Annotated in this window: 21 protein-coding genes and 1 tRNA gene; 15 read left to right on the forward strand and 7 right to left on the reverse strand. The window is 65.0% G+C overall.

The genetic code is table 11. The annotated features are described in order from the left end of the window. Positions 1 to 81: 81 nt before the first annotated feature. From ACWPW1_RS02450 to ACWPW1_RS02460, 3 genes are all read right to left on the reverse strand, one after another. Positions 82 to 1,971: a PhoX family protein gene (locus tag ACWPW1_RS02450; RefSeq protein ID WP_434775609.1), complete on the reverse strand. Its 1,890-nt coding sequence runs from the start codon at positions 1,969 to 1,971 to the stop codon at positions 82 to 84. 66 nt (positions 1,972 to 2,037) lie between these two features. Further along, complete coding sequence (locus tag ACWPW1_RS02455) at positions 2,038 to 2,775, reverse strand: ComF family protein (RefSeq protein WP_434775610.1); 738 nt, start codon at positions 2,773 to 2,775, stop codon at positions 2,038 to 2,040. A gap of 58 nt (positions 2,776 to 2,833) precedes the next feature. Continuing rightward, the gene (locus ACWPW1_RS02460) at positions 2,834 to 3,130 is read right to left on the reverse strand and encodes a hypothetical protein (protein WP_059313282.1); all 297 of its coding nucleotides are present in this window, start codon (positions 3,128 to 3,130) and stop codon (positions 2,834 to 2,836) included. Positions 3,131 to 3,242: 112 nt separating this feature from the next. Here ACWPW1_RS02460 and ACWPW1_RS02465 point away from each other — a divergent pair, with 112 nt between their 5' ends. Both ACWPW1_RS02465 and ACWPW1_RS02470 read left to right on the forward strand, forming a co-directional pair. After that, on the forward strand, positions 3,243 to 3,944 hold the full coding sequence (locus ACWPW1_RS02465; protein WP_434775611.1) for an alpha/beta fold hydrolase: 702 nt from the start codon (positions 3,243 to 3,245) through the stop codon (positions 3,942 to 3,944). 69 nt (positions 3,945 to 4,013) lie between these two features. Beyond that, on the forward strand, positions 4,014 to 4,601 hold the full coding sequence (locus ACWPW1_RS02470) for a cupin domain-containing protein (protein WP_434775612.1): 588 nt from the start codon (positions 4,014 to 4,016) through the stop codon (positions 4,599 to 4,601). On the opposite strand, the gene ACWPW1_RS02475 is transcribed toward ACWPW1_RS02470, so the two are convergent. Together ACWPW1_RS02475 and ACWPW1_RS02480 are read right to left on the reverse strand one after the other, a co-directional pair. Then, on the reverse strand, positions 4,598 to 5,020 hold the full coding sequence (locus tag ACWPW1_RS02475; RefSeq protein ID WP_434775613.1) for a DUF1810 domain-containing protein: 423 nt from the start codon (positions 5,018 to 5,020) through the stop codon (positions 4,598 to 4,600). The two genes, ACWPW1_RS02470 and ACWPW1_RS02475, sit on opposite strands and share 4 nt — an antisense overlap. Before the next feature lie 70 nt (positions 5,021 to 5,090). Further along, positions 5,091 to 6,425, reverse strand: a complete 1,335-nt coding sequence (locus ACWPW1_RS02480) for an MFS transporter (RefSeq protein ID WP_434775614.1) — start codon at positions 6,423 to 6,425, stop codon at positions 5,091 to 5,093. Positions 6,426 to 6,589: 164 nt separating this feature from the next. On the opposite strand from ACWPW1_RS02480, the gene ACWPW1_RS02485 reads away from it, so the two are divergent. The 13 genes from ACWPW1_RS02485 to ACWPW1_RS02545 all read left to right on the forward strand — a co-directional run bounded on the left by ACWPW1_RS02485 (position 6,590) and on the right by ACWPW1_RS02545 (position 22,866). Then, a complete protein-coding gene (locus tag ACWPW1_RS02485; protein ID WP_434775615.1) occupies positions 6,590 to 6,913 on the forward strand; it encodes a thioredoxin domain-containing protein in 324 nt (107 codons plus the stop codon). A 145-nt stretch (positions 6,914 to 7,058) separates the two neighbouring features. Further along, positions 7,059 to 8,864, forward strand: coding sequence for a phenylacyl-CoA dehydrogenase (locus tag ACWPW1_RS02490; RefSeq protein ID WP_434775616.1), 1,806 nt, complete (start codon positions 7,059 to 7,061; stop codon positions 8,862 to 8,864). A gap of 185 nt (positions 8,865 to 9,049) precedes the next feature. Continuing rightward, entirely contained in the window at positions 9,050 to 10,819 is a 1,770-nt protein-coding gene (locus ACWPW1_RS02495) for an acyl-CoA dehydrogenase C-terminal domain-containing protein (RefSeq protein WP_434775617.1), read from the forward strand. A gap of 359 nt (positions 10,820 to 11,178) precedes the next feature. Next, the gene (locus ACWPW1_RS02500) at positions 11,179 to 11,337 is read left to right on the forward strand and encodes a YqaE/Pmp3 family membrane protein (protein WP_007159763.1); all 159 of its coding nucleotides are present in this window, start codon (positions 11,179 to 11,181) and stop codon (positions 11,335 to 11,337) included. Between the two features lie 257 nt (positions 11,338 to 11,594). Next, on the forward strand, positions 11,595 to 15,131 hold the full coding sequence (locus tag ACWPW1_RS02505) for a response regulator (RefSeq protein WP_434775618.1): 3,537 nt from the start codon (positions 11,595 to 11,597) through the stop codon (positions 15,129 to 15,131). 3 nt (positions 15,132 to 15,134) lie between these two features. Beyond that, complete coding sequence (locus ACWPW1_RS02510; RefSeq protein WP_434775619.1) at positions 15,135 to 15,953, forward strand: CheR family methyltransferase; 819 nt, start codon at positions 15,135 to 15,137, stop codon at positions 15,951 to 15,953. Position 15,954: 1 nt separating this feature from the next. Further along, positions 15,955 to 16,542, forward strand: a complete 588-nt coding sequence (locus ACWPW1_RS02515) for a chemotaxis protein CheB (protein WP_434775620.1) — start codon at positions 15,955 to 15,957, stop codon at positions 16,540 to 16,542. Next, the gene (locus tag ACWPW1_RS02520; RefSeq protein WP_434775621.1) at positions 16,535 to 17,731 is read left to right on the forward strand and encodes an ATP-binding protein; all 1,197 of its coding nucleotides are present in this window, start codon (positions 16,535 to 16,537) and stop codon (positions 17,729 to 17,731) included. Before ACWPW1_RS02515 ends, ACWPW1_RS02520 begins: the two co-directional genes overlap by 8 nt. Positions 17,732 to 17,827: 96 nt before the next feature. Next, positions 17,828 to 18,646 carry an NAD-dependent epimerase/dehydratase family protein gene (locus ACWPW1_RS02525; protein WP_434775622.1) on the forward strand — a complete coding sequence of 273 codons (819 nt, stop codon included), beginning with the start codon at positions 17,828 to 17,830 and terminating at the stop codon, positions 18,644 to 18,646. A gap of 11 nt (positions 18,647 to 18,657) precedes the next feature. Beyond that, the gene (locus ACWPW1_RS02530) at positions 18,658 to 19,536 is read left to right on the forward strand and encodes an SMP-30/gluconolactonase/LRE family protein (protein WP_434775623.1); all 879 of its coding nucleotides are present in this window, start codon (positions 18,658 to 18,660) and stop codon (positions 19,534 to 19,536) included. Positions 19,537 to 19,708: 172 nt separating this feature from the next. Beyond that, a complete protein-coding gene (locus ACWPW1_RS02535; protein WP_434775624.1) occupies positions 19,709 to 20,968 on the forward strand; it encodes an acyltransferase family protein in 1,260 nt (419 codons plus the stop codon). Between the two features lie 185 nt (positions 20,969 to 21,153). Then, a complete protein-coding gene (locus tag ACWPW1_RS02540; protein WP_454253894.1) occupies positions 21,154 to 22,218 on the forward strand; it encodes a Fic family protein in 1,065 nt (354 codons plus the stop codon). A gap of 66 nt (positions 22,219 to 22,284) precedes the next feature. Next, complete coding sequence (locus ACWPW1_RS02545) at positions 22,285 to 22,866, forward strand: DUF4337 domain-containing protein (RefSeq protein WP_434775626.1); 582 nt, start codon at positions 22,285 to 22,287, stop codon at positions 22,864 to 22,866. Between the two features lie 66 nt (positions 22,867 to 22,932). Here the strand turns inward: ACWPW1_RS02545 and ACWPW1_RS02550 are convergent. Together ACWPW1_RS02550 and rpoD are read right to left on the reverse strand one after the other, a co-directional pair. Continuing rightward, a tRNA-Ile gene (locus ACWPW1_RS02550) sits at positions 22,933 to 23,009 on the reverse strand. 105 nt (positions 23,010 to 23,114) lie between these two features. Then, positions 23,115 to 24,968: an RNA polymerase sigma factor RpoD gene (gene rpoD / locus ACWPW1_RS02555; RefSeq protein ID WP_434775627.1), complete on the reverse strand. Its 1,854-nt coding sequence runs from the start codon at positions 24,966 to 24,968 to the stop codon at positions 23,115 to 23,117. Between the last annotated feature and the right edge of the window lie 29 nt (positions 24,969 to 24,997).

Raw genomic sequence — 24,997 nt, forward strand, 5'->3', positions numbered from 1 at the left:
GCGATTGCCACCCTGCATCCGAGAGATGCTAGCGCATGCCCGAGCCCCTTGGCGAAGGCTCGAGCGCTATCCGCTCGCCGGTCAGGCGCCTATCACCCCGCCGTCTTCCCGGGTGATGACCATCACCGAGGAACGGGGCTGACCATCCGGTCGTTGCTCCGGGAACTGGGAGCCGCCTTCCTCGCCCGGGTGCTGGATGCCGACGAACATGGTCTTGTAGTCCGGTGAGAAGGCCAGACCCGTGACCTCGCACCCGACCGGGCCGACCAGGAAGCGGCGCATCTCGCCACTGCGCGGATCGGCGCAGAGCATCTGGTTGTTGCCCATGCCCTCGTAGTCGCCCTTGTTGCTGTACTTGCCGTCGGTGAGTACCCAGAGCCGGCCGGCGGCGTCGAAGCCCAGGCCGTCAGGACTGTTGAACATGTTCTCGGCGTTGATCTGCGGGGAGCCTGCTTCGGGCGTGCCCGGATGCACCTTGGGGTTGCCGGCGATGACGAACAGGTCCCAGTCGAAGGCCAGGGCAGCGGCATCGTCACCGCTCTCGCGCCAGCGCACGATCTGCCCATAGCGGTTGTTGGCGCGGGGATTGGGGCCGCCTACCGGCATGCCGTCCTCGCCGCGCTTGGTGTTGTTGGTCAGGGTGCAATAGACCTGGCCGTCCTTGGGACTGACGGCGATCCATTCGGGGCGGTCCATGCGCGTGGCGCCGACCTGGCTGCCGGCCTGGCGGGCATGGATGAGCACCTCGGCCTGGCTGGCGAAGCCATTGGCGGCGGTCAGGCCGTGCTCGCCGTGCACCAGCGGCAACCACTGGCCGCGACCCTTGGGCCGGTTGGGGTCGCGGTCGCCTTCGTCGAAGCGGGCGACGTAAAGAGTGCCATGATCGAGCAGGTCGCGATTGGCCTTGGGATCGTCCTGCAGGCGGTCGCGGCTGACGAACTTGTAGATGAACTCGCCGCGTTCGTCGTCGCCCATGTAGACCACCACACGGCCGTCGCGGGTGCGGGTGAGGGCGGCGTTCTCGTGCTTGAAGCGACCCAGGGCGGTGCGCTTGACCGGCTTGCGCTGGGGATCGAAGGGATCGATCTCGGTGATCCAGCCGTGGCGGTTGAGTTCGTTGGGATTCTGCGCCAGGTCGAAGCGATCGTCGTGCAGGTGCCAGTCGTTCTCCACGCTGGCGTGCTTGACGCTGTAGCGCTTCTGGGCCGCATCGAATTTCAGGTTGGCGTCGCGGCTGCCAAAGACGTCGGTGAAGTTCTCTTCGCAGGTCAGGTAGGTGTGCCAGGGGGTGGCGCCGCTGGAGCAGTTCTGGAAGGTACCCAGTACTTCGCGTCCGGCCGGGTCGGCGGCGGTCTTGAGCAGGTCGTGGCCAACAGCCGGACCGCTAACGGCGATGGGCGTATTGCCATGCACCCGGCGGTTGTAGGGCGAGCCCTGGACGAAGTGCCATTGGCCATCCACGCGCTTCACCTCGATCACCGAGACGCCCTCGGCGGCCTGGGCCTTGCGGGTGTCTTCCAGGGACTTGGGCGGGGTGCCGTGGCTGAGCAGGTAGCGGTAGTTGGTGTATTCGTTGTTGATCGCCATCAGCGCCCGGTCCGGATCGTCCGGGAAGGGAAAGAAGGCCATACCATCGTTGTTGTCGCCGAATTGCACAGCCTGGTCGGCGGCGCTGGGGCTGCCATCGGGGCGGAAGGCCGGGCCATCGGTGTGCAGCGGCTGGCCCCAGCTGATGAGCACGCTGGCGCGATAGCCGGGCGGCACCACCAGGGTGTCGGCGGTGGAAGCCGGGATGTTGGCGAAGCCGATCAGGGGATTGCCCATGGCCTCGCTGACGGCATCGGCCAGGGCGCTCCGCCCGAGCAGGCCACCACCGAGGAACATGGCGGCTCCCGCCAGGGCGCCAGCACCAATGAAGCGTCGACGGCTGAGATGGACAAGGCGTTCGAGATCGGTCTGTTCGTTGTGCATGTAGATGGCTCCCTCACGGTGTGCAGGCGAGGCTAGTCAGGCTAAATGACGTTTTGGTGACAGTCGCTAGTCGCCGGGTGGTGGTGTCCGCGCCAGGCAATAGACGTCGACCCGCCTGGCGCCAGCGCGCTTGAGCAGGCGCGCCAGGCTATCGGCAGTGGCGCCGGTGGTCAGGACGTCGTCTACCAGTGCCACATGGCGACCCTCCAGCGCAGCGTCTTTCACCAGGGCGAAGGCCTGCTTGAGATTGCGCCGTCGCTCGCTGGCGCTCAGCCCTTGCTGGCTGTGGTGTTCCTGAACCCGCTGCAGCAGCTCGACCTCGACCGGCAGGTGCAGGGGCTTGCCGAGCCAGCCGGCCAGCAGGACAGCCTGGTTGAAGCCGCGCTGGCGCAGGCGCAGGGGAGAAAGAGGTACTGGCAGCAGCAGCTCCGGGCGTGGCTGGCCTTCGTCGAAAAGGTGCAGCAGATGCCGCGCCAGCAGCGCCCCGGCCAGGCGACCGAGGCTGCCCTGGTCACGATGCTTGAATCTGTTGATCAGGGTGTCGACCGGAAAGGCATAGCGCCAGGGGGTCAGCACCTGGTCGAAGGCCGGTGGCCTGGCCAGGCAGCCGCCGCACAGCAGGCCGTCCACCGGCAGTGGCAGGGCGCAGCACCGGCAATGAGGGCCGAGCCAGGGCAATTCGCTGTCGCAGCCTTCGCACAGCGGCAGTCCGGCAGGTAGCCAGCGGGCGCAGAGGGCGCAACTGGTGCCAGGCTGCAGGCGTTGCCACTGGCGCTTCAGGGTGTGGGAGAAAGGAAGGGTCATGGCGGCATCCGTGCCGATCGAGAGCCCTACTGTGCCAGGCAGCGGGCCTGGCGACCAGTCAGCCGCGAATCAGCCAGCCCATCACCATCAGGCCCAGGATCAGCCAGATGACGCCGCCCACTATCGAGCGGGCCATGAAGGCTCGCACCGCGGCGTAGAGCAGCAACAGGCCGACGGCCAGGACCACGAAGCTGATATAGGAGTCGTCCATGCCGATGGAGCGCGCCATGCCATGGAGGAAGTCGTGCACGGCATCGGCGATGCCGCCCAGGACCGAGCCGAACAGGTCGATGATGAAACGGATGACTTGGCCGAGCGCCGCGCCGAGCCAGTCGAAGAAGCCTTCAGTACGCATGGATGTTTCCAGATCCTTGGCAATGTCCCTTGGAACCCGCGAAGCCCGCCGGGTTCGCTGGCGATCCGCGCTACACTGCGCGTTTTCCGCAGTGTCTCTCAAGTTCTTAGTGATGACAGCTACCGACGCGCTACCCCTGATCCTGCTTCCCGGCCTGCTTTGTGACCAGCGTCTCTGGGCCACCCAGGCTGCCGACCTGGCCGACACCTGCCCGGTGTTCATCCCCGACCTCACCCGCGACGCCGGTATCGCCGCGCTGGCCCACCGGGTCCTGGCCGAGGCGCCGCCGCGTTTCGCCCTGGGCGCCCTGTCCATGGGCGGCTATGTGGCCTTCGAGATCCTGCGCCAGGCGCCGGAGCGAGTGGCGCGCCTGGCGCTGTTCGACACCATGGCCAGCCCGGATACCCCCGAGCGTGCCACCCAGCGTCGCGCCATGCTCGACCTGGCCGAACGCGGTCGCTTTCTCGGCATCAGTCCGCAACTGCTGCCACGCCTGATCCATGCCTCGCGCCTGGGCACGGCGGTGGCCGATACCGTGCTGGCCATGGGCAAGGCGGTGGGCAAGGAGGCTTTCCTGCGCCAGCAGCAGTCGATCATCGACCGCCCCGATTCGAGGCCCACCCTGGCCCAGATCCAGGTGCCCACCCTCATCGCGGTTGGCGCCCAGGATCAGCTCACTCCGCCTGCCGAGGCCGAACTCATGCAAGCCGGTATCCAGGGCTCGCGTCTGGTGGTGCTGGACGACTGCGGCCACCTGCCGCCACTGGAGCTGCCGGAACGGACCACGGCGCTGTTGCGGGAGTGGCTGGCCTAGCCCCTCGTCGCGGACGCTGAACCCCGGCGACATGCGGGCCTCCATTGGCAAAGCCCCCTGGAGTCCCGCATGTCGCATCGCCCATCACTCTCCATCCTCTCCCTGGTGCTGGGTCTCGCCCCCACCACCGTGGCCTTGGCCGCGCCAGTGGGGGCCGGTCAGCCCGAGCAGCTGCATTTCGCCGACGACGGCGTCATTCCCAATAGCCGCCTGCCCGTGCTGCTCTATCGCCAGGTTCCTCTGGAAGGGACCGACCGCGCGGCGGCGCTGGAGCAACTGTTCGCCGACAATGCCTGGCCGCCGCAATGGCGCTACGGCGTCTATAGCTACCATCACTATCATCCCAACGCCCATGAAGTCCTGGGCGTGGCGCGTGGTCAGGCTACCCTGCGCCTGGGCGGCGAGCAGGGGCAGGATGTGGCGGTGACCGCGGGTGACGTGGTGGTACTGCCGGCGGGCACCGGGCACCGCAACCTGGAATCCAGTGAGGACTTCCTGGTGGTGGGCGCCTACCCGCCCGATCAACAGGACTTCATCACCCAGCGCGCCGATCCGGAGGCCCATGGGCGTTCGCTCGAACTCATCGCCCAGGTACCGGTGCCGACAACCGATCCGGTCACGGGGCGCGCAGGCGCGCTGCCGGGGCTCTGGCGCTAGCAGAGTCGCGTCAGGGTGGCCTCGTCCGGCTGGCCGGCGAAAAAGGTCTTGAGCGCCTCGCGAAAGGGCTCGGGGTCTTCGGCCACGGCGGCGAAAAGGGTGAGGCTGGAGTGGAACTTGAGATCGTCCGGCTGTCCGAACAGCGCGGTCGCGGACAGCCCCGGATGCTCCAGCGCCGCCGTGGTGATCTCCCGCAGGCGCGGTCCCAGTACGGGATGCGCCAGGTAGGCACTGGCCTCGTCACGGGAGGCGATGGCGTAGTGCTGGGCGGTCTCGCTGCGCCCTAGCCCCTGGATCTGCGGAAAGATGAACCACATCCAGTGGCTGCGCTTGCGCCCGGCGCGGATCTCCGCGAGGGCGGTGGCATAGGTGGTCGCCTGGGCATCGACGAAGCGTTGCAGATCGTGATCGACGGGCATGGGAAAACTCCGGGCCTTTTGCCTATCGGCAGGCCGGCCCGGAGGAAGTGCCGCTCACGAGACGAGCGGTTTAGCCGCGCACCGTGCGATAGCTGACCTCGCCGCCTTCGCTGACGTCGTCCAGGTCGATCCGGGAGGTCTCCGGCAGGCTCAGGCCACCGACCAGACCCAGCAGGGCGACCAGGATCAGGTAGAGCGCGGGCGAGAGATTGCTGCCGGTGGCGCCGATCAGCCAGGTCGCCATCAGCGGGGCAGTGCCGCCGAAGATGGTATAGGCCAGGTTGTAGGTGATGGCGCCGGCGGTGTAGCGCGTGCGAGTCGGGAAGACCTCGCTGAGCAGCGGTGCCGTCACCACGTTGCACAGGACTGCCCCGGCGCCCAGCAGCAGGGAACCCAGCAGGGCGCTGCCGAACTGGCCGCTGCTGGCCAGCAGCAGCGCCGGATAGACGCCTGCGGCCAGTACCAGGCTGGCCAGCATCGTGGTCATGCGTCGACCGATGCGGTCGGTGACGCGCCCCAGCACCGGGCAGGCGGCCGCGGCGGCGAACAGGGTGATCAGGCTGATGGCCAGCGCCGCGGCCCGGTCGAAGCCGCCGGCCAGCTGCAGGTAGGTGGAGAAGTAGGTGGTGAACATATAGAAGGACAGCGCCGTCAGCGAGATGAAGGCGCCCAGGCGCAGGATGGAGCGACCCTGCAGCCGCAGCGTCTCGCCCAGCGGCGAATGGCTGACCTCATGGTCGGCTTCCAGGGCCTGGAAGGCCGGGGTCTCGTCCAGCTTCAGGCGCAGGTAGAGGCCGATCAGACCCAGGGGGGCGGCGGCCAGGAAGGGAATGCGCCAGCCCCAGTCGGCCATGGTGGCGGCACCCAGCAGTCGTTCCAGGCCCCAGGCGGTCAGGGCCGCGCTGGCGAAGGCGAGAAAGGTCGAGACCGGCACGAAGCTGCCGTAGCGGCCGCGGCGATCGCGCGGCGAATGCTCCATCACGTAGGCGCAGGCACCGGCGTACTCACCGCCGGCGGAAAAGCCCTGGGCGCAGCGGATCAGCGTCAGCAGGATCGGTGCCCAGATGCCGATGGTGGCGTAGCTTGGCAGGATGCCGATCAGGGCGGTGGCGCCGGCCATGATCAGGATGGTCAGGGCCAGGACCCGTTTACGGCCGATGCGGTCACCCAGCAGGCCGAAGACGATGCCGCCCAGCGGTCGGAAGGCAAAGGCCACGGCGAATACGGCAAAGGTCTTGAGCAGCCCGGCAGTGGCGTCGCCACTGGGAAAGAAGTGCGCGGCGATCAGGGTGGCGAGAAAGCCGTAGAGGGCGAAGTCGAACCATTCGACGAAGTTGCCGATGGACGCGGCGGAGATGACCTTGCGCAGGGTGGCGGGTGAAACGGAAGTCGCTGTCTGGCTCATGGCGGGCCTCAAGAAAGGGCGGAGACGGAGGCAGAAATGGAGCGCCTTGTTTTATTGTCGGGAGATCGGGGCGTACCGCAGCTTCGACCCTAATCCTTTTTCCGTGACCAAGCAGTCCCGCCAGCGACTTGTCCACCGTTGGAACCGACTTCAGGAGCCTTGCGATGACCTTTACCACCACCTATGCCGCCCAGGAGCCCGCCCGGACCGATGTCGACGCGCTACCGGGGGTGACCCTGCTGGAATTCGGCGCGCCCTGGTGCGGGCACTGTCGCGCCGCCCAGCCGCTGATTGCGACGGCCTTGGCAGAGCATCCCACCGTGCGCCATCTCAAGATCGAGGATGGCTCCGGGCGGCGCCTGGGACGCTCCTTCCGCGTCAAGCTCTGGCCGACCTTGATCGTCTTCAAGGATGGCCAGGAACTGGCGCGGGTGGTGCGCCCGACCGGGGCGGCAGAGCTGAGCGAAGCCCTGGTCCTGGCGGACTGACCGGTCGTTCCGCTCGTCCTCGCCGCGCTTGACAAGGTCAGGGCTAGAACATAAGTTTCAAACAACTGTTTAAACGCCCTGGCGGAAGGTCCGCAGCGACGCTGCCGCCCCCTCGACAACAAGCATTCGCAAAGAGGTAACAGTCATGCCCGAATACAAGGCTCCCCTGCGGGACATCCGCTTCGTTCGCGACGAACTGCTGGGCTATGACGCGCACTACCAGAGCCTGCCCGGCTGCGGTGATGCCACCCCGGACATGGTCTCCGCCATCCTCGAAGAAGGCGCCAAGTTTTGCGAACAGGTCCTGGCCCCGCTCAATCGCATCGGTGACCAGCAGGGCTGCACCTGGAGCGAAGAGGGTGTGAAGACCCCCGATGGCTTCAAGGAAGCCTATGCCCAGTTCGTCGAAGGCGGCTGGCCGAGCCTGGCGCACAACCCGGCCCATGGTGGCCAGGGCCTGCCCGAATCCCTTGGCATCTCCCTGTCGGAAATGGTCGGCCAGGCCAACTGGTCCTGGGGCATGTACCCCGGCCTGTCCCATGGCGCCATGAACACCCTGGAACAGCACGGCACCGACGAGCAGAAGCACACCTACCTGGAAAAGCTGGTGACCGGCGAGTGGACCGGCACCATGTGCCTGACCGAGCCGCACTGCGGTTCCGACCTGGGCATGCTGCGCACCAAGGCCGAGCCGCGTGCGGACGGTAGCTACGCCATCACCGGCACCAAGATCTTCATCTCCGCCGGTGAACACGACATGGCCGAGAACATCGTCCATATCGTGCTGGCCCGCCTGCCCGATGCCCCTGCCGGCACCAAGGGCATCTCGCTGTTCATTGTGCCCAAGCACCTACCTGACGCCAGCGGCGCGGCTGGTGAACGCAACGCCGTGCATTGCGGTTCCCTCGAACACAAGATGGGCATCCACGGCAACGCCACCTGCGTGATGAACTTCGATGGCGCCACCGGCTTCCTGATCGGCCCGCCGAATCGCGGCCTGAACTGCATGTTCACCTTCATGAACTTCGCTCGCGTCGGCACTGCCCTGCAGGGTTTGGCCCATGCCGAGGTAGCCTTCCAGGGCGGTCTGAAGTACGCCCGCGAGCGTCTGCAGATGAGATCCCTGACCGGTCCCAAGGCGCCCGAGAAGCCCGCCGATCCGATCATCGTGCACCCCGACGTGCGCCGCATGCTGCTGACCATCAAGGCCTTCGCCGAAGGCAGCCGGGCGATGATCTACTACACCGCCAAGCTGGTGGACATTCTCAAGTACAGCCAGGACGAAGAGCAGAAGCAGCAGGCCGAGACCCAGATGGCCTTCCTCACCCCCATTGCCAAGGCCTTCATGACCGAGGTCGGCTTCGAGGCGGCGAGCCACGGCGTGCAGATCTATGGCGGCCACGGCTATATCGCCGAGTGGGGCATGGAGCAGAACCTGCGCGATGCGCGCATCGCCATGCTCTACGAGGGCACCACCGGCATCCAGGCCATCGACCTGTTGGGTCGCAAGGTACTGATGACCCAGGGTGAGTCGCTCAAGGCCTTCACCAAGGTGGTGCACAAGTTCTGCCAGGCCCAAGCCGAGAATGCCGAGCTCAAGGCCTTCGTCGAGCCGCTGGCCAAGCTGAACAAGGAGTGGGGCGAGATCACCCTCAAGGTCGGCATGGCCGCCATGAAGGATCGCGAGGAGGTGGGTGCTGCCGCCGTCGACTACCTGATGTACTCCGGCTATGTCTGCCTGGCCTATTTCTGGGCAGACATGGCCCGGGTCGCCACCGAGAAGCTGGCCGCCGGTACCGACGAGGCCGCCTTCTACCAGGCCAAGCTGGCCACCGCGCGCTTCTACTACGAGCGCCTGCTGCCCCGTACCCGGGCCCATGCCGAGGCGCTGCTGGCCGGTGCCGGCAGCCTGATGGCCCTGGCCGAGGAAGACTTCGCGCTCGGTTACTAAGCGCAGGAAGCTCCTCTGAAAACCCCGCTCCGGCGGGGTTTTCGCTTTTTCACGCATGCGAAAAAGCCAACCGGCGGACCTCCGATCAGCTGACCGCCAGGTCAGATCATGAACCTATGTCTCCCTTCCGGTTCGGTCTTACACTCGGGTCATACCGACAAGAACACCTTCTGAGGAGACTCGACATGGCTGACTACACCCCGCCGCTTCGCGATATCCGTTTCGTGCTGGATGCCGTCCTCAAGGTCAAGGATCGCTGGAGTCAGTGGCCCGCCCTGGCCGAGGTGGTGGACGGCGAGACCGCCGATGCCATCCTCGAAGAAGCCGGCAAGCTGTGCGCCCAGGAACTGGCGCCGCTCAATCGCAATTCCGATGAAGAAGGCTGCCACTGGCAGAACGGCGAGGTCGCCACGCCCCAGGGCTTCCGCCAGGCCTACCAGGCCTTCGCCGAAGGCGGCTGGGTCGGCGTCGGTGGCGATCCCGAATACGGCGGCATGGGCATGCCCAAGGTGCTCACCGCCCAGGTCGAGGAAATGATGCACGCCAGCTGCCTGGCCTTTGGTCTCTATCCGATGCTCAGCGCCGGTGCCTGCCTGGCCCTGCATGCCCACGGCAGCGAGGCACTCAAGCAGGCCTATCTGCCCAATCTCTACAGCGGCCTGTGGGCCGGCTCCATGTGCCTGACCGAGCCCCACGCCGGTACCGACCTGGGTCTGATCCGCACCCGCGCCGAACCCCAGGCCGATGGCAGCTACCGCGTCACCGGCACCAAGATCTTCATCACCGCCGGCGAGCACGACCTCACCAAAAACATTATCCACCTGGTGCTGGCCAAGCTGCCCGATGCACCGGCCGGCTCTCGGGGCATCTCGCTGTTCCTGGTGCCCAAGATCCTGGTGGACGAGGCGGGCACCCTGGGCGAGCGCAACGCCGTGGCCTGCGGCTCGCTGGAACACAAGATGGGCATCAAGGGCGCCGCCACCTGCGTAATGAACTTCGACGGCGCGGTCGGCTATCTGGTGGGCGAGGTCAACAAGGGCCTGGCCGCCATGTTCACCATGATGAACTACGAGCGCCTGGGCGTTGGCATCCAGGGCCTGGGGTCGAGCGAGCGCTCCTACCAGAATGCCCTGGCCTATGCCCGCGAGCGCCTGCAGAGCCGCTCGCCTGCCGGTGTTCAACAGGCCGCCAAGAGCGCCGATCCCATCATCGTGCACCCTGACGTGCGCCGCATGCTGCTGACCATGAAGGCGCTGAACGAAGGCGGGCGGTTGTTCTCCAGCTATGTCGCCCTGCAACTCGACACCGCCAAGTACAGCCCCGAACCCGCCGAGCGCGAACGTGCCGAAGCCCTGGTGGCGCTGCTGACCCCGGTGGCCAAGGGCTTCCTCACGGATCTTGGCCTGGACCTGTGCGTGATCGGCCAGCAGGTGTTCGGTGGCCATGGCTACATCCGCGAGTGGGGGCAGGAGCAACTGGTGCGCGATGTGCGCATCACCCAGATCTATGAGGGCACCAACGGTATCCAGGCGCTCGACCTGGTCGGCCGCAAGCTGGCCGGCAGCCGTGGGGCGCTCTATCGACCCTTCAGCGAAGAGGTCCACGGCTATCTCGCCGGTTTCCCGGCGGACAACGAATTCGCCGCGCCCCTGCGCCAGGCGCTGGAGCGGTTGGACGGGGTGACCGAATGGCTGCTGCAGGCCGGTGCCAGCGATCCCCACCAGCTCGGCGCGGCCTCAGTGGACTACCTGCACCTATTCGGCTATGTCGCCTATGGCTATCTCTGGGCGCGTGCCGCTGCTGCGGCGGCGGATCAGGAAGCGGCCTTCGCCGAGGCCAAGCTCGCCACCGCACGGTTTTATTTCACCCGTCTGCTGCCCCGTACCCTGAGCCTGGAGGCCGCTGTGCGCAGTGGCGCGCAGCCGCTCTACGCCCTGGCTGAGGAGGCTTTCTAAGCTGTTGACTGGCAAGCTAAAAAGCCATGCCGTGTAAGCTTTTGCTTACATGACGTCGCCGCGATAAGCCATCGCCTAGTCCAGGGGAGCTGCGTAATCTACACCCATCGGATCGCGGTACAGGATGTACCCAGCGCTCCAGGTGATTTCAAGGAAATATGGCCAGGATGGCCCCCCGGCACGGATGTCGGGCAGAGACTCTCAAGGATAGATGGCCAAGGATTGGCGGCCCGACAAGGATGTCGGGTTAAGTCTACGAAACCCCGCTTCGGCGGGGTTTTTTATTGCCTGCCGGAACCTGATTCGGGCCCTACCAGTCTGAGAGGCATCTTCTTGCCTGCTCACTACTGGAGCCTGAAATGGACCTTATCCGCCTGATCTTCGCCATCATCCTACCTCCCGTGGGCGTCTTCCTGCAGGTCGGCTTTGGCGGTGCCTTCTGGCTGAACATCCTGCTGACGCTACTGGGCTATATTCCGGGTATCATCCATGCCGTCTGGGTAATCGCCCGTCGCTGATGTGAAACACGGACGCAGGCTGCGTCCGGAGTCGATCGGCGAGGTTGGGAGTCGGCGCCAGCCAGGGCGACAGCCTTAGCGAACGGGCGTCTCTGTCCTGGCGAGCGTGCACTCTCCAGGCGGTTTCGCGAGGGGCCGGCCAAGGTGCGCCAAGTCCCGAGCGGTGCCCGGCCGTGACTTCCTGGTGACGGCCTACCCCGTAGGCAGACGCTTTGCCGTCGCCGATCGTTTCGTCCCGTACAAGGCTTTCAGACCTCATGAATCGCGAGTCGCCCCTCGATCAGAAGCACTTCAGCAAGATCCTCAAACGCAATCTCTCGCTGCCTCTGAGCATCGGCGTCTTCAGTGCGATCTTTTTCATCGCCATCATCTATTACCTGCTGAAAGTCACCCAATGGGTCGAGCACACCGACCGCGTCATCAGCGAGGCCAACGCCAACTTCCGGCTGGTGGTCGATCTGGAAACCGGGATGCGTGGCTACCTGCTGAGCGGCAACACCAGTTTCCTGCAGCCCTATGAGCGGGCCCTGCCCGACGTCGAGCCACAGCTCGATGAGCTCAAGAATCTGGTCAGCGACAGTGCTGTGCAGATTCGCCGGCTGGAGCGGATCGAGGCGGTGCACCGTGAGTGGCGCCAGTATGCGAATCAGGTGATCGAAGCGCGACGGCTGGGTGGCGATTTCCAGACATCGCTGAACGATGGCCAGGGCAAGAACCGCATCGACAGCATCCGCCGCGATTACACCGATTTCATCGCCTACGAAGAGCAGATGCGCGCCGATCGCACCGAGACGGCCAGCCGCATGACGGTGGTGTTCGTCGCCGCCTTCCTGATCGTCAGCCTGCTGCTGTCGGGCATCATGGCCTTCTTTGGTCGCCGCGAGCTCATGCGGCTCTCCGCTACCTATACCGGCCTGCTCGACCAACAGGCCGAGCACACCGAGAATCTGGAGCGGCAGAGCTGGTTCCGCTCGGGCCAGAATCAGCTGTCCGAGGCCGTCATTGGCCAGGCGGCGCTGGCGCCCTTGGGGCAGAGCATCCTGCAATTCCTGGCGCGCTACCTGGGCGCCGCCGCTGGCGCTCTTTATGTCCGCCTCGATGACGGTAGCCTGGAGCGAGTGGCCGACTATGCCCTGGATGACGAGGGGCGTCGCCGTCGCCAGCGGCTGGCACCGGGCGAAGGCCTGGCGGGCCAGGCCGTACTGGAAGGGCGTGCGGTGGCGCTGGAGCAACTGCCCGCCGACTACCTCAAGGTCAATTCGGCCCTGGGCGAGCGCCAGGCCAGCGCCGCGCTTATCGTGCCCATCGAGAACGATGGTCGGGTAAATGGCGTGCTCGAACTGGGCTTCCTGCGTGCCCTGCGGCCGCAGGACAAAGAGTTGCTGACGCTGATCGCCGACTCCATCGGCTCCTCTGTGGAGGCAGCCCGTTATCGCCAGCGCCTGCAGCAGGTGCTGGCAGAAACCCAGCAGCTCAACGAAGAGCTGCAGGTGCAGCAGGAAGAACTGCGCACCGCCAACGAAGAGCTGGAGGAACAGTCCCAGGCGCTCAAGGAATCCCAGGTTCATCTGGAGCAGCAGCAGGCCGAGCTGGAGCAGACCAACGAGCAGCTGTCCGAGCAGGCTCAAGAACTGCTGCAACAGCGCGACGTGCTGGATGACCGCAACAATCGCCTGAACGAGGCCCAGCAACTGCTGGAGGACCGTGCGCGCGAGCTGGAGCGGGCCAGTCAGTACAAGTCCGAATTCCTGGCGAACATGTCCCACGAGCTGCGCACGCCGCTGAACAGCTCGCTGATCCTGTCCAAGTTGCTGGCGGACAACCCGGCCGGCAACCTGAGCGGCGAACAGGTGCGCTACGCCGAGTCCATCTACTCGGCGGGCAACGATCTGCTCACCCTGATCAACGACATTCTCGACATCTCCAAGGTCGAGGCCGGCATGCTGGAGATCCGCCCGGAGCAGATGTCCGTGCGCCGCCTGGTGGAAGCCCTGAAGACCGCCTTCGAGCCGGTGGCCCAGAACAAGGGCGTCGGCTTTGTGGTGGAGCTGGACGCGCAGATGCCAACGTCCTTCTTCAGCGATCGGCAACGGGTCGAACAGATCCTCAAGAACCTCCTGTCCAACGCCTTCAAGTTCACCGAACACGGCCAGGTCACCCTGCGCCTGTCCCTGGAAGATGGCCAGCCCAGCTTTGCCGTCAGGGATACCGGCATCGGTATCGCTGCCGAGCAGCAGGAGCTGATCTTCGAAGCCTTCCGCCAGGCGGACGGTGCCATCACCCGTCGCTATGGCGGTACCGGTCTCGGGCTGTCGATCTCCCGCGATCTGGCGCTGTTGCTGGGCGGTACCCTGAGCGTCACCAGCCAGCCGGGCGAGGGCAGTACCTTCACCCTGCGTCTGCCGCTGGAGTACCAGGAGACCGCTGCGCCCACTCTGCCAGTGACGCCGGTGAGCGCTTCTGCCGTGCCTACCACCCCGGTATCCGCGCCCACGCCCCTGACGACCCTGGCCGCTACACCGCGTCCGCCCGCGGCGGCGCCGGTCACCGAGGCGGCGGCACCCGTGGGTGCCGCCTTCGCCGACGACCGAGACAACTGGCCCTATCCGGATCGCCGGGTGCTGGTGATCGAGGACGAAGTACCCTTCGCCCAGATCCTCTTCGATCTCGCCCATGAGCTGAAGTACAGCTGCCTGGTCGCCCATCGTGCCGAGGAAGGCTTCGCTATCGCCCTGGAATACCGCCCCGATGCCATCCTGCTGGACATGGGGCTGCCGGATCATTCCGGCCTCACGGTGCTGGAGCGGCTCAAGGAAAATCCGCTGACCCGCCACATCCCGGTGCACGTGGTCTCGGCCTCGGACCGTGTCGAGACCGCCATGCACATGGGCGCGGTCGGCTATGCCATCAAGCCCACCACCCGCGACGAGCTCCGCGAAGCCTTCACCCGCCTGGAGTCCAAGTTCGCCGCTGGCATCAAACGCGTGCTGCTGGTGGAAGACGATGCCCTGCAGCGCGACAGCATCGCCAAGCTGATCGGCGACGTGGACGTGGAGATCACCGCGGTGGAGATGGGCAGTCAGGCCCTGGAACTGCTGCGCGACGAGCTCTACGACTGCATGGTCATCGACCTCAAGCTCCCCGACATGGAAGGCGGTGAACTGCTCGAACGCATGGCCAGCGAAGACATCTGCTCCTTCCCGCCGGTCATCGTCTACACCGGGCGCAGCCTGTCGCGTGATGAAGAAGCTACGCTGCTCAAGTATTCGCGCTCCATCATCATCAAGGGCGCCCGCTCGCCGGAGCGGCTGCTCGACGAGGTGACTCTGTTCCTGCACAAGATCGAGGCCGACATGCCGCTCGATCGTCAGCGCATGCTGGAGAGTGCCCGCAGCCGCGAGAAGGCCTTCGACGGCCGCACCCTGCTGCTGGTGGACGACGACGTGCGTAACATCTTCGCCCTCACCAGCGCCCTGGAGCAGAAGGGTGCCAAGGTGGAGATCGCCCGCAACGGCCTGGAAGCGCTGGAAAAGCTCGACAACAGCGACACCATCGACCTGGTGCTGATGGACATCATGATGCCGATGATGGACGGCTACGAAGCCATGCGTGAGATCCGCAAGCGACCGCACATGAAGAAGCTGCCGATCATCGCCATCACCGCCAAGGCGATGAAGGACGACCAGGAGCGCTGCCTCGCCGCGGGTGCCAGCGACTACCTGGCCAAGCCCATCGACCTGGATCGGCTGTTCTCGCTGATCCGCGTCTGGATGCCCTCGCTGGAGCGCCTGTAAGTCATGAGCGAACGGCTGCAGGACATCGAGCTGAGGTTGCTGCTGGAAGGCGTCTTCCTGAGATACAGCCACGATTTCCGCAATTATTCCAAGGCCTCGCTCAAGCGCCGGGTGCTGCAGGCGTTGACACGCTTCGACTGCCCGAGCATCTCGGCGCTACAGGAGCGGGTGCTGCGCGATCCGGCGCTGTTCGCCGAGCTACTGCAATTCATTACCATCCCGGTGAGCGAGATGTTTCGCGATCCGGGCTACTTCCTCGCCCTGCGCCAACAGGTCGTGCCGGTGCTGCGCACCTATCCCTCGCTCAAGGTGTGGATTGCCGGTTGCAGCACCGGTGAGGAAGTCTTCTCGATGGCCATCCTGTTCCAAGAAGAGGGGCTGCTCGACCGTACCTTGTTCTATGCCACCGACATCAATCCGCGCTCCATGGAGAAGGCCCACCAGGGCATCTTTCCGCTGGAGCGGATGCGCGCCTATACCGCCAGCTATCAAAAAGCGGGCGGCACTCGGGCCTTCTCCGACTATTACACCGCGGCCTACGACGGTGCGCTGTTCGACAAGTCGCTGATTGCCAACGTCACCTTCGCCGACCACAGCCTGGCCACCGACAGCGTCTTTTCCGAGACCCAGCTGGTGTCCTGCCGCAACGTGCTCATCTACTTCAACAAGAATCTGCAAAACCGGGCGCTCGGCCTGTTTCACGAGTCCTTGAGTCACCGCGGCTTTCTCGGCCTGGGCAGCAAGGAGTCGCTGGACTTCTCCGCCTATGCCAGCCACTTCGAGCCGGTGGTGAAGCAGGAACGCCTGTTCCGCAGGCTCTAGCATGTTTCCACCCGTGAAACCGTTGCGCCTCATCGTCATCGGAGCCTCTGCCGGCGGGCTGCAGGTGCTGCTGCGTCTGCTCTCGACGCTTCCAGCCAGCTTCCGCCTGCCGCTGGCCGTGGTCCTGCACCTGCCGGACGACCGTAATTCGCGCCTAGCCGAGTTGTTCCAGGCGCGGCTCGCCTTGCAGGTGCGTGAAGCCGAGGACAAGGACGCTATACTGCCGGGCACTCTGTATTTCGCGCCGCCGGGTTATCACCTGCTGGTAGAAGACGACTTCACCCTGTCGCTCTCGCGCGACGAGCCGGTGCAGTTTTCCCGGCCGTCCATCGATGTGCTGTTCGAAAGCGCGGCCGATGCCCTGGGTGAACAGGTCTGCGGCATCCTGCTCACCGGTGCCAACCATGACGGTGCCAGTGGCCTGCACGCCCTGGCTCAGAACGGCGCGGTGACCATCGTCCAGTCGCCGCAATCGGCCGAGGTGCCGACCATGCCCGAGGCGGCGTTGAAGAGATTCCACCCGGATTTCGTGCTGGATGTGCCGGGCATCCATCTATTGCTCATCGAGCTGGAACGCGATCATGGCTGAAGTACCCGTCGAGCAGGCGAAGATTCTGCTCGTAGACGACCTGCCGGAGAATCTCCTGGCACTGGAAGCCTTGCTGCGCAGCGAGGCGCTGGAGATTTTCCAGGCCACCTCCGCCGAAGCGGCGCTGGAGCTCCTGCTGATGCACGAATTCGCCCTGGCGATCCTCGATGTGCAGATGCCCGGCATGAACGGCTTCGAACTGGCGGAGATGATGCGCGGCCTGGAAAAGACCCGGCACATTCCCATCGTCTTCGTCAGCGCCGCCGGCCGCGATCTCAACTACGCCTTCAAGGGCTACGAAAGCGGTGCGGTGGACTTCCTGCACAAGCCCCTCGATGTCCATGCGGTCAAGAGCAAGACCCGGGTCTTCGTCGACCTCTACTGGCACCGCAAGCGCCTGGCCGAGCAGTTGGTGGCCCTGGAACAGAGCCGTCAGGAGCAGGAGGTCCTGCTGGCCGAGCTGCGCCAGACCCAGGTGGAGCTGCAGCAGGCGGTGCGCACCCGGGACGATTTCATGTCCATGGTCTCCCACGAACTCAAGACGCCGCTCAACACCCTGATGCTCGAAGCCCAGCTGCGCCGCATGTACCTGGACAAGGGCAAGCTGGAAGCCTTCACCCCCGACAAGCTGGCCGGCATGGCCGAGCGCGACGAGCGCCAGATCCAGCGCCTGGTGCACCTGATCGACGACATGCTCGATATCTCGCGCATCCGCACCGGCAAGTTGTCCATCCGCCCCTCGCAGTGCGATCTCGCCGCCCTGGTGAACACCGTGGTGGACAGCTTCACCTCGCAGTTCGCCGCAGCCGGCTGTCCGGTGGAGCTGCACGCCGAAGGTCCGGCGCCCGGTTTCTGGGACGAATTCCGCATCGAGCAGGTGATTACCAACCTGCTGACCAATGCCATGAGATACGGCGCCGGTCGGCCCGTGGAAATCTGCCTGCGCAGCGATGGGGCGGAGGTAGAGCTGAGCGTCAAGGACCACGGCATCGGCATCCCGGTGGAGCACCAGGCGCTGATCTTCCGCCAGTTCGAGCGCGCCAGCGGTACCGAGAACATCGCCGGCCTGGGCCTGGGGCTCTACATCGCCGACCAGATCGTCAAGGCGCACCGCGGCAGTCTGCACGTGGAAAGCATCGCCGGACAGGGCGCGACGTTTAGGCTACGGCTGCCCTGTCTGTCCGCTTAGGTAGCATTGACAGGACCCTAAGCGCTCGCGAGAATCGTAAAAAGAGGTGGGATGTCGTACCTCTTGCCAGATAACTCCATAAGAAGGCGCCCAGTCATGTCCGAAGCTCGCTCATCCCATTTCCACCGTCTGTTGCTGACCGGCGCCGCCGGCGGTCTGGGCAAGGAGCTGCGTCAGCGGCTCAAGCCCCACGCCGAGATCCTGCGCCTGTCCGATATCGCTCCGATGGACGCCGCCCAGGGGCCGGCGGAAGAGGTAGTGACCTGCGACCTGGCGGACAAGGCCGGCGTCCATGCCCTGGTGGAAGGCGTCGATGCCATCCTGCACTTTGGTGGCATCTCCACCGAACATGCATTCGAGCCCATCCTCGAAGCCAACATCCGCGGTACCTTCAACCTCTATGAGGCCGCGCGACGCCACGGGGTGAAGCGTATCATCTTCGCCAGCTCCAACCATGTCATCGGCTTCTACCGCCAGGATCAGCGCATCGACGCCAGCGTGCCCCAGCGTCCGGACAGCTACTACGGCCTGTCCAAGGCCTTTGGCGAAGACCTGGCCAGCTTCTACTTCGATCGCTATGGCATCGAGACAGTGAGCATCCGCATCGGCTCCTCCTTCCCTGAGGCGCAGAACCGCCGCATGCTCGCCACCTGGCTAAGCTACGAGGACCTGACCGACCTTATCCTGCGCAGCCTGACCACCCCCGACGTCGGCCACACCATCGTCTATGGCGCCTCCGACAACCGCGACAGCTGGTGGGACAACCGCCTGGCCGCGCACCTGGGCTTCCAGCCCAAGGACAACTCCGAGCAGTTCCGCGCCAAGGTCGAGGCCCAGCCCATGCCGGCAGCGGACGATCCGTCGGGGGTCTACCAGGGTGGTGCCTTCGCCGCCACTGGCCCCTTCGACGACTGAGGGTGCCCGTCATGACCGCTGAACTACTGGTCGATGCTCGCAACGCCACAGGCGAGTGCCCGGTGTGGCACGTCGCTGAACAGGCGCTCTACTGGGTCGACATCCCTGCTAAACGTCTGCACCGTTGGACACCGGCCGGTGCCCTGGACAGCTGGAGCGCACCGGAAATGCTCGCCTGCATCGCCGCCCGCGAAGGCGGCGGCTGGCTCGCAGGTCTGGAAAGTGGCCTCTTCGCGCTGCAGGCCGAGGCTTCCGGCCAGCTCAGTGGCGAGTGCCTGATCGCCCTCGATCATGCCCAGTCGGCCATGAGATGCAACGACGGTCGCTGCGATCGCCAGGGCCGTTTCCTAGTGGGCACCATGGTGCAGGACATGGCCCAGGGCGCGACCGCCGGGCGCCTCTACAACCACACGGCAGGTGAGGGCGCTCGGTTGCTGCTGGACGACCTCATCGTCCCCAACGGCTTGGCCCTGAGTCCCGATGGCCGCACCCTCTACCTGTCCGACTCCCATCCCAGCCGCCAGCTGATCTGGGCCTTCGACTACGATCCCGACACGGGCACGCCAGGCAACCGGCGGTTGTTCGTCGACATGAATGCCCATCCCGGCCGGCCCGACGGCGCCGCGGTGGATGTAGACGGCTGCTACTGGATCTGCGGCAACGATGCAGGTCTGATCCACCGCTTCACCCCCGATGGCCGCCTGGATCGCTCCCTGGCCGTGCCGGTCAAGAAGCCCGCCATGTGCGCCTTCGGTGGACGCAACCTGGACACCCTGTTCGTCACCTCCATCCGTCCGGGCGGGGATCTCACCGACCAGCCACTGGCCGGCGGGCTGTTCGCCCTGGATCCCGGGGTGCAGGGATTGCCCGAGCCCACTTTCGCGGGCTGAGCGGCAGTCGAACTCAGCTGCAGCAGGACTCCTGGCGGAGGAGTCCTGGCTCGCCCGCTGACCAGCGTCTGGTAATCTCAGGACACCGGTTGTCATGCTTTTGTCATGAGTAGCGGCAAGGGCCGTGCCCAAGCGGCTTATAATCACGCTCTACCTGCCGTAAAGCGCCGCCATGACCCCCTCACCCGCGCTCCGCCCCACCGCCCGTTACTACGGCCTGGAATGGCTGAGATTCCTCATGGCGCTGTACATGGTCGTCTACCACCTGGGCGGGCTCTACAGCGATCTGCCGGACGCCTTCCGCCGCTTGGCCGGCATGGGCTTCTTCGCCACCAGCACCTTCTTCCTGCTCTCTGGCTTTCTGCTGGCCCATGTCAGCCTGGATCGCCAGGGTGCGCTCAAGGGCAGCTCGCGCGGCTTCGTGCTGCGCCGGCTGTGCAACCTCTATCCCATCCACCTGCTCACCCTGCTGGTGGCGCTGGGCCTGTCCTACTGGCTGTCCCAGGACTCCTGGCTGGAGCACGGGGTGCCGGTTTACTACAACCAGCATCCCTACCTGCAGCTGGAGGAGGGCAGCGAGCTCGACGAAATGCTGCCGCTGACCTGGCTGGCCGCCACCACCCATGTGCTCCTGCAACTGCTCCTGCTGCAGTCCTGGGAGCCGCGCTTCCTCTGGCTCAACGGTGCCGCCTGGTCGATCTCGGCGCTGCTGTTCTTCTACCTGCTGTTCCCGCTGCTGGGCCCGCGACTAATGCGCCTGCGCCGCTGGGCCCTGGCTGCCGCCGTGCTCTGGGGGCTCTATCTGCTCGGCCCGTTGGTGGCCACCTGGGCCCAGGCCTTCGATACCGTCACCGTGGGCGTCATCCATCGCAATCCGCTGATCCGCCTACCGGAATTTCTGCTTGGCATCCTGCTCTATCGCGCCGTGCAGGAGCCCTGGGTGGCCGAGACGACCCAGCGCCTGCGCGTACCCCTGCTGCTGTTCGGCCTGACCGGCCTGTGGCTGGGCGCCCTGCTGCTGGAAGGCGATGGCCGCCGCTGGTTCTACCTGGTCCACAATGGCCTGCTGACGCCCTTCCAGGCCGCCGTGCTGCTGGCCTGCGCCACCTTCGGCGAGCCCGATCGCGCCGGCGTGCGCCGCCTGGCCCAGCGCCTCGGCGAGGCCTCGCTGTGCATCTTCGCCGTCCACACTCCGCTGATCGGCGTGCTCGAACCCTGGACCCGCACCTTGTTGGGCTGGATGCACCTGGCCGGCGACAGTCTCGAAGACCTGGCCGAAGACGTCGGTGAGGTGCTGGCCCTGCCCATCCCCATTCCCGGCTGGATGCTGCCGCTGCATCTGGTGCTCATCGTCCTGCTCGGCCTGGCCATGCAGCGCTGGGTAGCCGGCCCGCTAAGGCGCTGGCTGCAGGCGCGATTGCCCAAGCTTTAACTTACATAGGTTAAGCGCTTATTAAGGCTTTATAGGTTATCCTTTAATAAGCCGATTGCTTGTTAATAGATAGCGCCATGCGAAAGCAGGATTTAAGCCCCGAGCGCCAGGCTTGCTTGGTTCGTTGTTCAGACTATCCCCATTGTTATGCGCTGGTGCCGCCGCCCGTGCCGCGACGGCTACCTATGGGGGGCGGGCTGAGCCGAGCCTTACAGGACGCCCAGGAGGCCCTAGGTATGCTCAAGGCTTCCAGCCAGTTACTGCCGAACCACGACCTGATCACCCGTACCCTGGCACGGCGGGAGGCGGTGCACAGCTCGCAGATCGAGGGCACACGCACGCAACTTCCTGAGCTTTTCGAGTATGAAGTGACGGGTGGCGAGGGCTTGCCCGCCGATGCGGGCATTACCCAGCGCTACGTGCAGGCGCTGGAATTTGGGCTGGCCACCTATCGCCAACAGGGCAGCCGATCGGCTTTGGATGAGCGTCTGGTCAAACAGTTGCACGCTGACCTGATGCATGACGCTGGAGAAGCCTATCGACCAGGCGAATACCGTCTCACTCAGGCCTGGATCGGGCAGAGTCGACGGATCGAGGACGCCACCTTTGTAGCGCCACCACCTGAATACCTACCGGAGTGCATGGCTGCCTTCGTGCGCGATGTGCTGCACTACACGCCAGCTGAGGACGAACAGGGCGAACTCTCCATCGTTGCGCAATTGGCTCTGGCGCATGCCCAGTTCGAGACCATCCACCCTTTCGTCGACGGTAATGGACGGGTAGGACGCCTGCTGCTGCCATTGCTGCTAGCCACTGAAGGCTATCCACCGCTATACCTCTCGGGCTTCCTGCTACGTAATCGGCGGGACTACTACGATAGCCTGGCGGCTACGCAGCTTCGCGGCGACTGGGCTCCCTGGTGCACCTTCCTGGCTGAGGCTGTCACCCATGCCTGCCGCTCCGCCGTAACCATCGCCCAGGATATGACGGGGGTGGAGCAGCGTTGGCAAAAACAACTCGAAGCGCTCGGATTACGTAGTGACGCCGCGGCGCTCAAGCTGCCCCGCCTATTACTGGCCCAGCCGGTGGTGACCGTGCGCCAGGTACAGCTATGGCTTGGCGTGTCCTTTCCGACGGCCAACAAGGCCTTAGAAGTTCTGGTCAACTGCGGCATCCTTAGCGAACCGGCGCAGCGTCGTCATCGGGTCTACTATGCTCGCGAATTGCTCGACAGACTGAGCCAGAACTAACACCTTAAGAAGGCCTTAAGCCAGCCCGGCTAGCCTTGCCGCAGGAATCCGCAGCGGAGCTGAGTCTTGCCCAGCGAATACGAAGTCCAAGGCCCTCACGACCACGAAGTGGAACACGCCGCCCACGGCCCCCATCGCCGCGACAGCCTCACCGGCCGCATCGCCGTCACCACCGCCATCCTCGCGACGCTAGGCGCGCTCTGCGCCTACCAGGGCGGCAACGCCGAGAGCCTGGCGCTCTACTACAAGAACGAAGAAGCCATCGCCAAGACCGAAGCCGCCAACCAGTGGGGCTACTACCAGGCCAAGGGCGAAAAACAGAACCTCGCCGACCTCGGCGCCGCGCTCGCTACCAACCCTGATACTGCCCAACGCTTCATCCAAGACAGCCAACGCTATGCCCAGCAAAAGGCCGAAATCCGCACCAAGGCTGAAGCCCTGGAAGCCAAGGTCGATGCCAATGAAGCCCTGAGTGAAACCCAGCTCCACCGCCACCACCGTTGGGCCCAGGCCACCATGCTGATGCAGGTCGCCATCTCTCTGGCCGCCATCACTTTGCTGACCCGGCGGCGTTGGTTGCAGGCGGCGGTGTATGGGGTGGCGGGGGGAGGGGTAGCCGTTGGGGTATTGGCGCTGTTGCATGTGTGAGCGCCAGAAGCGTGAGAAGCGATTTGCAGACATGAAAAAGCCGCGCAAAGCGCGGCTCCTGAAAGCTGGTGGGCCCACACGGACTCGAACCGTGGACCAAAGGATTATGAGTCCTCTGCTCTAACCAACTGAGCTATAGGCCCTATAGCGCGGTGGAGTATACCGGGGTGGGGGAGGATCGCCAAACCCTTGTCGGGCATAAAAAAACCGGAGCCTGGGCTCCGGTTTTCTGGTGCAGCGCGGGCGCCTTACTCGTCGAGGAAGGAGCGCAGGTGTTCGCTGCGGGAAGGGTGTCGCAGCTTGCGCAGGGCTTTGGCTTCGATCTGGCGGATACGCTCGCGGGTGACGTCGAACTGCTTGCCCACTTCCTCGAGGGTGTGGTCAGTGTTCATGTCGATGCCGAAACGCATGCGCAAGACCTTGGCTTCACGGGCGGTGAGGCCGGAGAGCACGTCGCGGGTGGCTTCCTTGAGGCTTTCGCTGGTGGCCACTTCGATCGGGGACTGCATGCTGCTGTCCTCGATGAAATCGCCCAGGTGCGAATCCTCGTCGTCGCCGATGGGCGTCTCCATGGAGATCGGTTCCTTGGCGATCTTGAGCACCTTGCGGATCTTGTCCTCGGGCATCTCCATGCGCTCGCCCAGCTCTTCCGGGGTCGGCTCGCGACCCATCTCCTGCAGCATCTGGCGGGAGATCCGGTTCAGCTTGTTGATCGTCTCGATCATGTGCACCGGAATCCGGATGGTGCGCGCCTGGTCGGCGATGGAGCGGGTGATGGCCTGGCGAATCCACCAGGTGGCATAGGTGGAGAACTTGTAGCCACGGCGGTATTCGAACTTGTCCACCGCCTTCATCAGGCCGATGTTGCCTTCCTGGATCAGATCGAGGAATTGCAGGCCACGGTTGGTGTACTTCTTGGCGATGGAGATCACCAGACGCAGGTTGGCCTCGACCATTTCCTTCTTGGCGCGGCGGGCCTTGGCCTCGCCAATGGACATGGCGCGGTTGATGTCCTTGATCTGCGAGACTTTCAGCTCGTAGTTACGCTCAAGTTCAGCCAACTGGGCCTGCTTGGCCTGGATGTCGGCCTGGAAGCGCTCGAGACCTTCGGCGTACTTGGGCTTGCCCTTGAGCAGGCCAGCGGTCCACTCGGTGTTGGTCTCGTTGCCGGGGAAGTGGCGCAGGAAGTCAGCACGCGGCATACGGGCATCACGTACGGCCAGCTGCATGATGGCGCGCTCGAGGCCACGGACGCGTTCCAGGGACTCGCGCACGCGGATCACTAGGGCTTCGTACTGCTTGGGCACCAACTTGATCGGCGAGAACAGCAGGGCCAGGGCGACGAATTCTTCCACGGCGTGGTCGTTATCGCGGCCGTGCTTCTTCAGCACCTTCTTGGTCTTTTCCAGCTGCTCGGCGACCGCGCCGAAACGCAGGCGAGCCTCTTCCGGATCCGGACCGCCGTCGCCTTCTTCCTCGTCGGCGTCGTCGCTCTCTTCTTCCTCGTCCTTCTCGTCGTCCACGGCCTTGGCATCGGTGGCCTTGTTCGGGACGGGCAGCTCATTGCTCTCGTTCGGCAGGCTGCCGTCGTCGGGATCAATGTAGCCGGCGAGGACGTCGGACAGCCGACCGCCTTCGGTGGTGACACGGGTGTATTCGCTGAGGATGTAGTCGACGGTGCCCGGGAACTGGGCGATGGCACCCATGACTTCGCGGATGCCTTCCTCGATGCGCTTGGCGATCTCGATCTCGCCTTCGCGGGTCAGGAGCTCCACGGTACCCATTTCACGCATGTACATGCGCACCGGGTCGGTGGTGCGGCCGACGTCGCTCTCCACTGCGGCCAGGGCGGCAGCGGCTTCTTCGGCGGCGGCTTCGTCGGTATCCGTCTCGGCCAGCAGCAGGGCATCGGCGTCCGGCGCGGTTTCGAATACGTTGATCCCCATGTCATTGATCATGCGGATGATGTCTTCCACCTGTTCCGGATCTGAAATATCCTCCGGTAGGTGGTCATTGACCTCCGCGTAAGTCAGGTAACCCTGCTCACGACCGCGGGCGATCAATTCTTTCAGACGGGATTGCTGTTGCGCTTTTCCGGACATAGGTACCCTTCCACTGAAGGCTTAGGCGG

It is taken from the genome of Pseudomonas sp. Marseille-Q7302 (genome assembly GCF_965111925.1).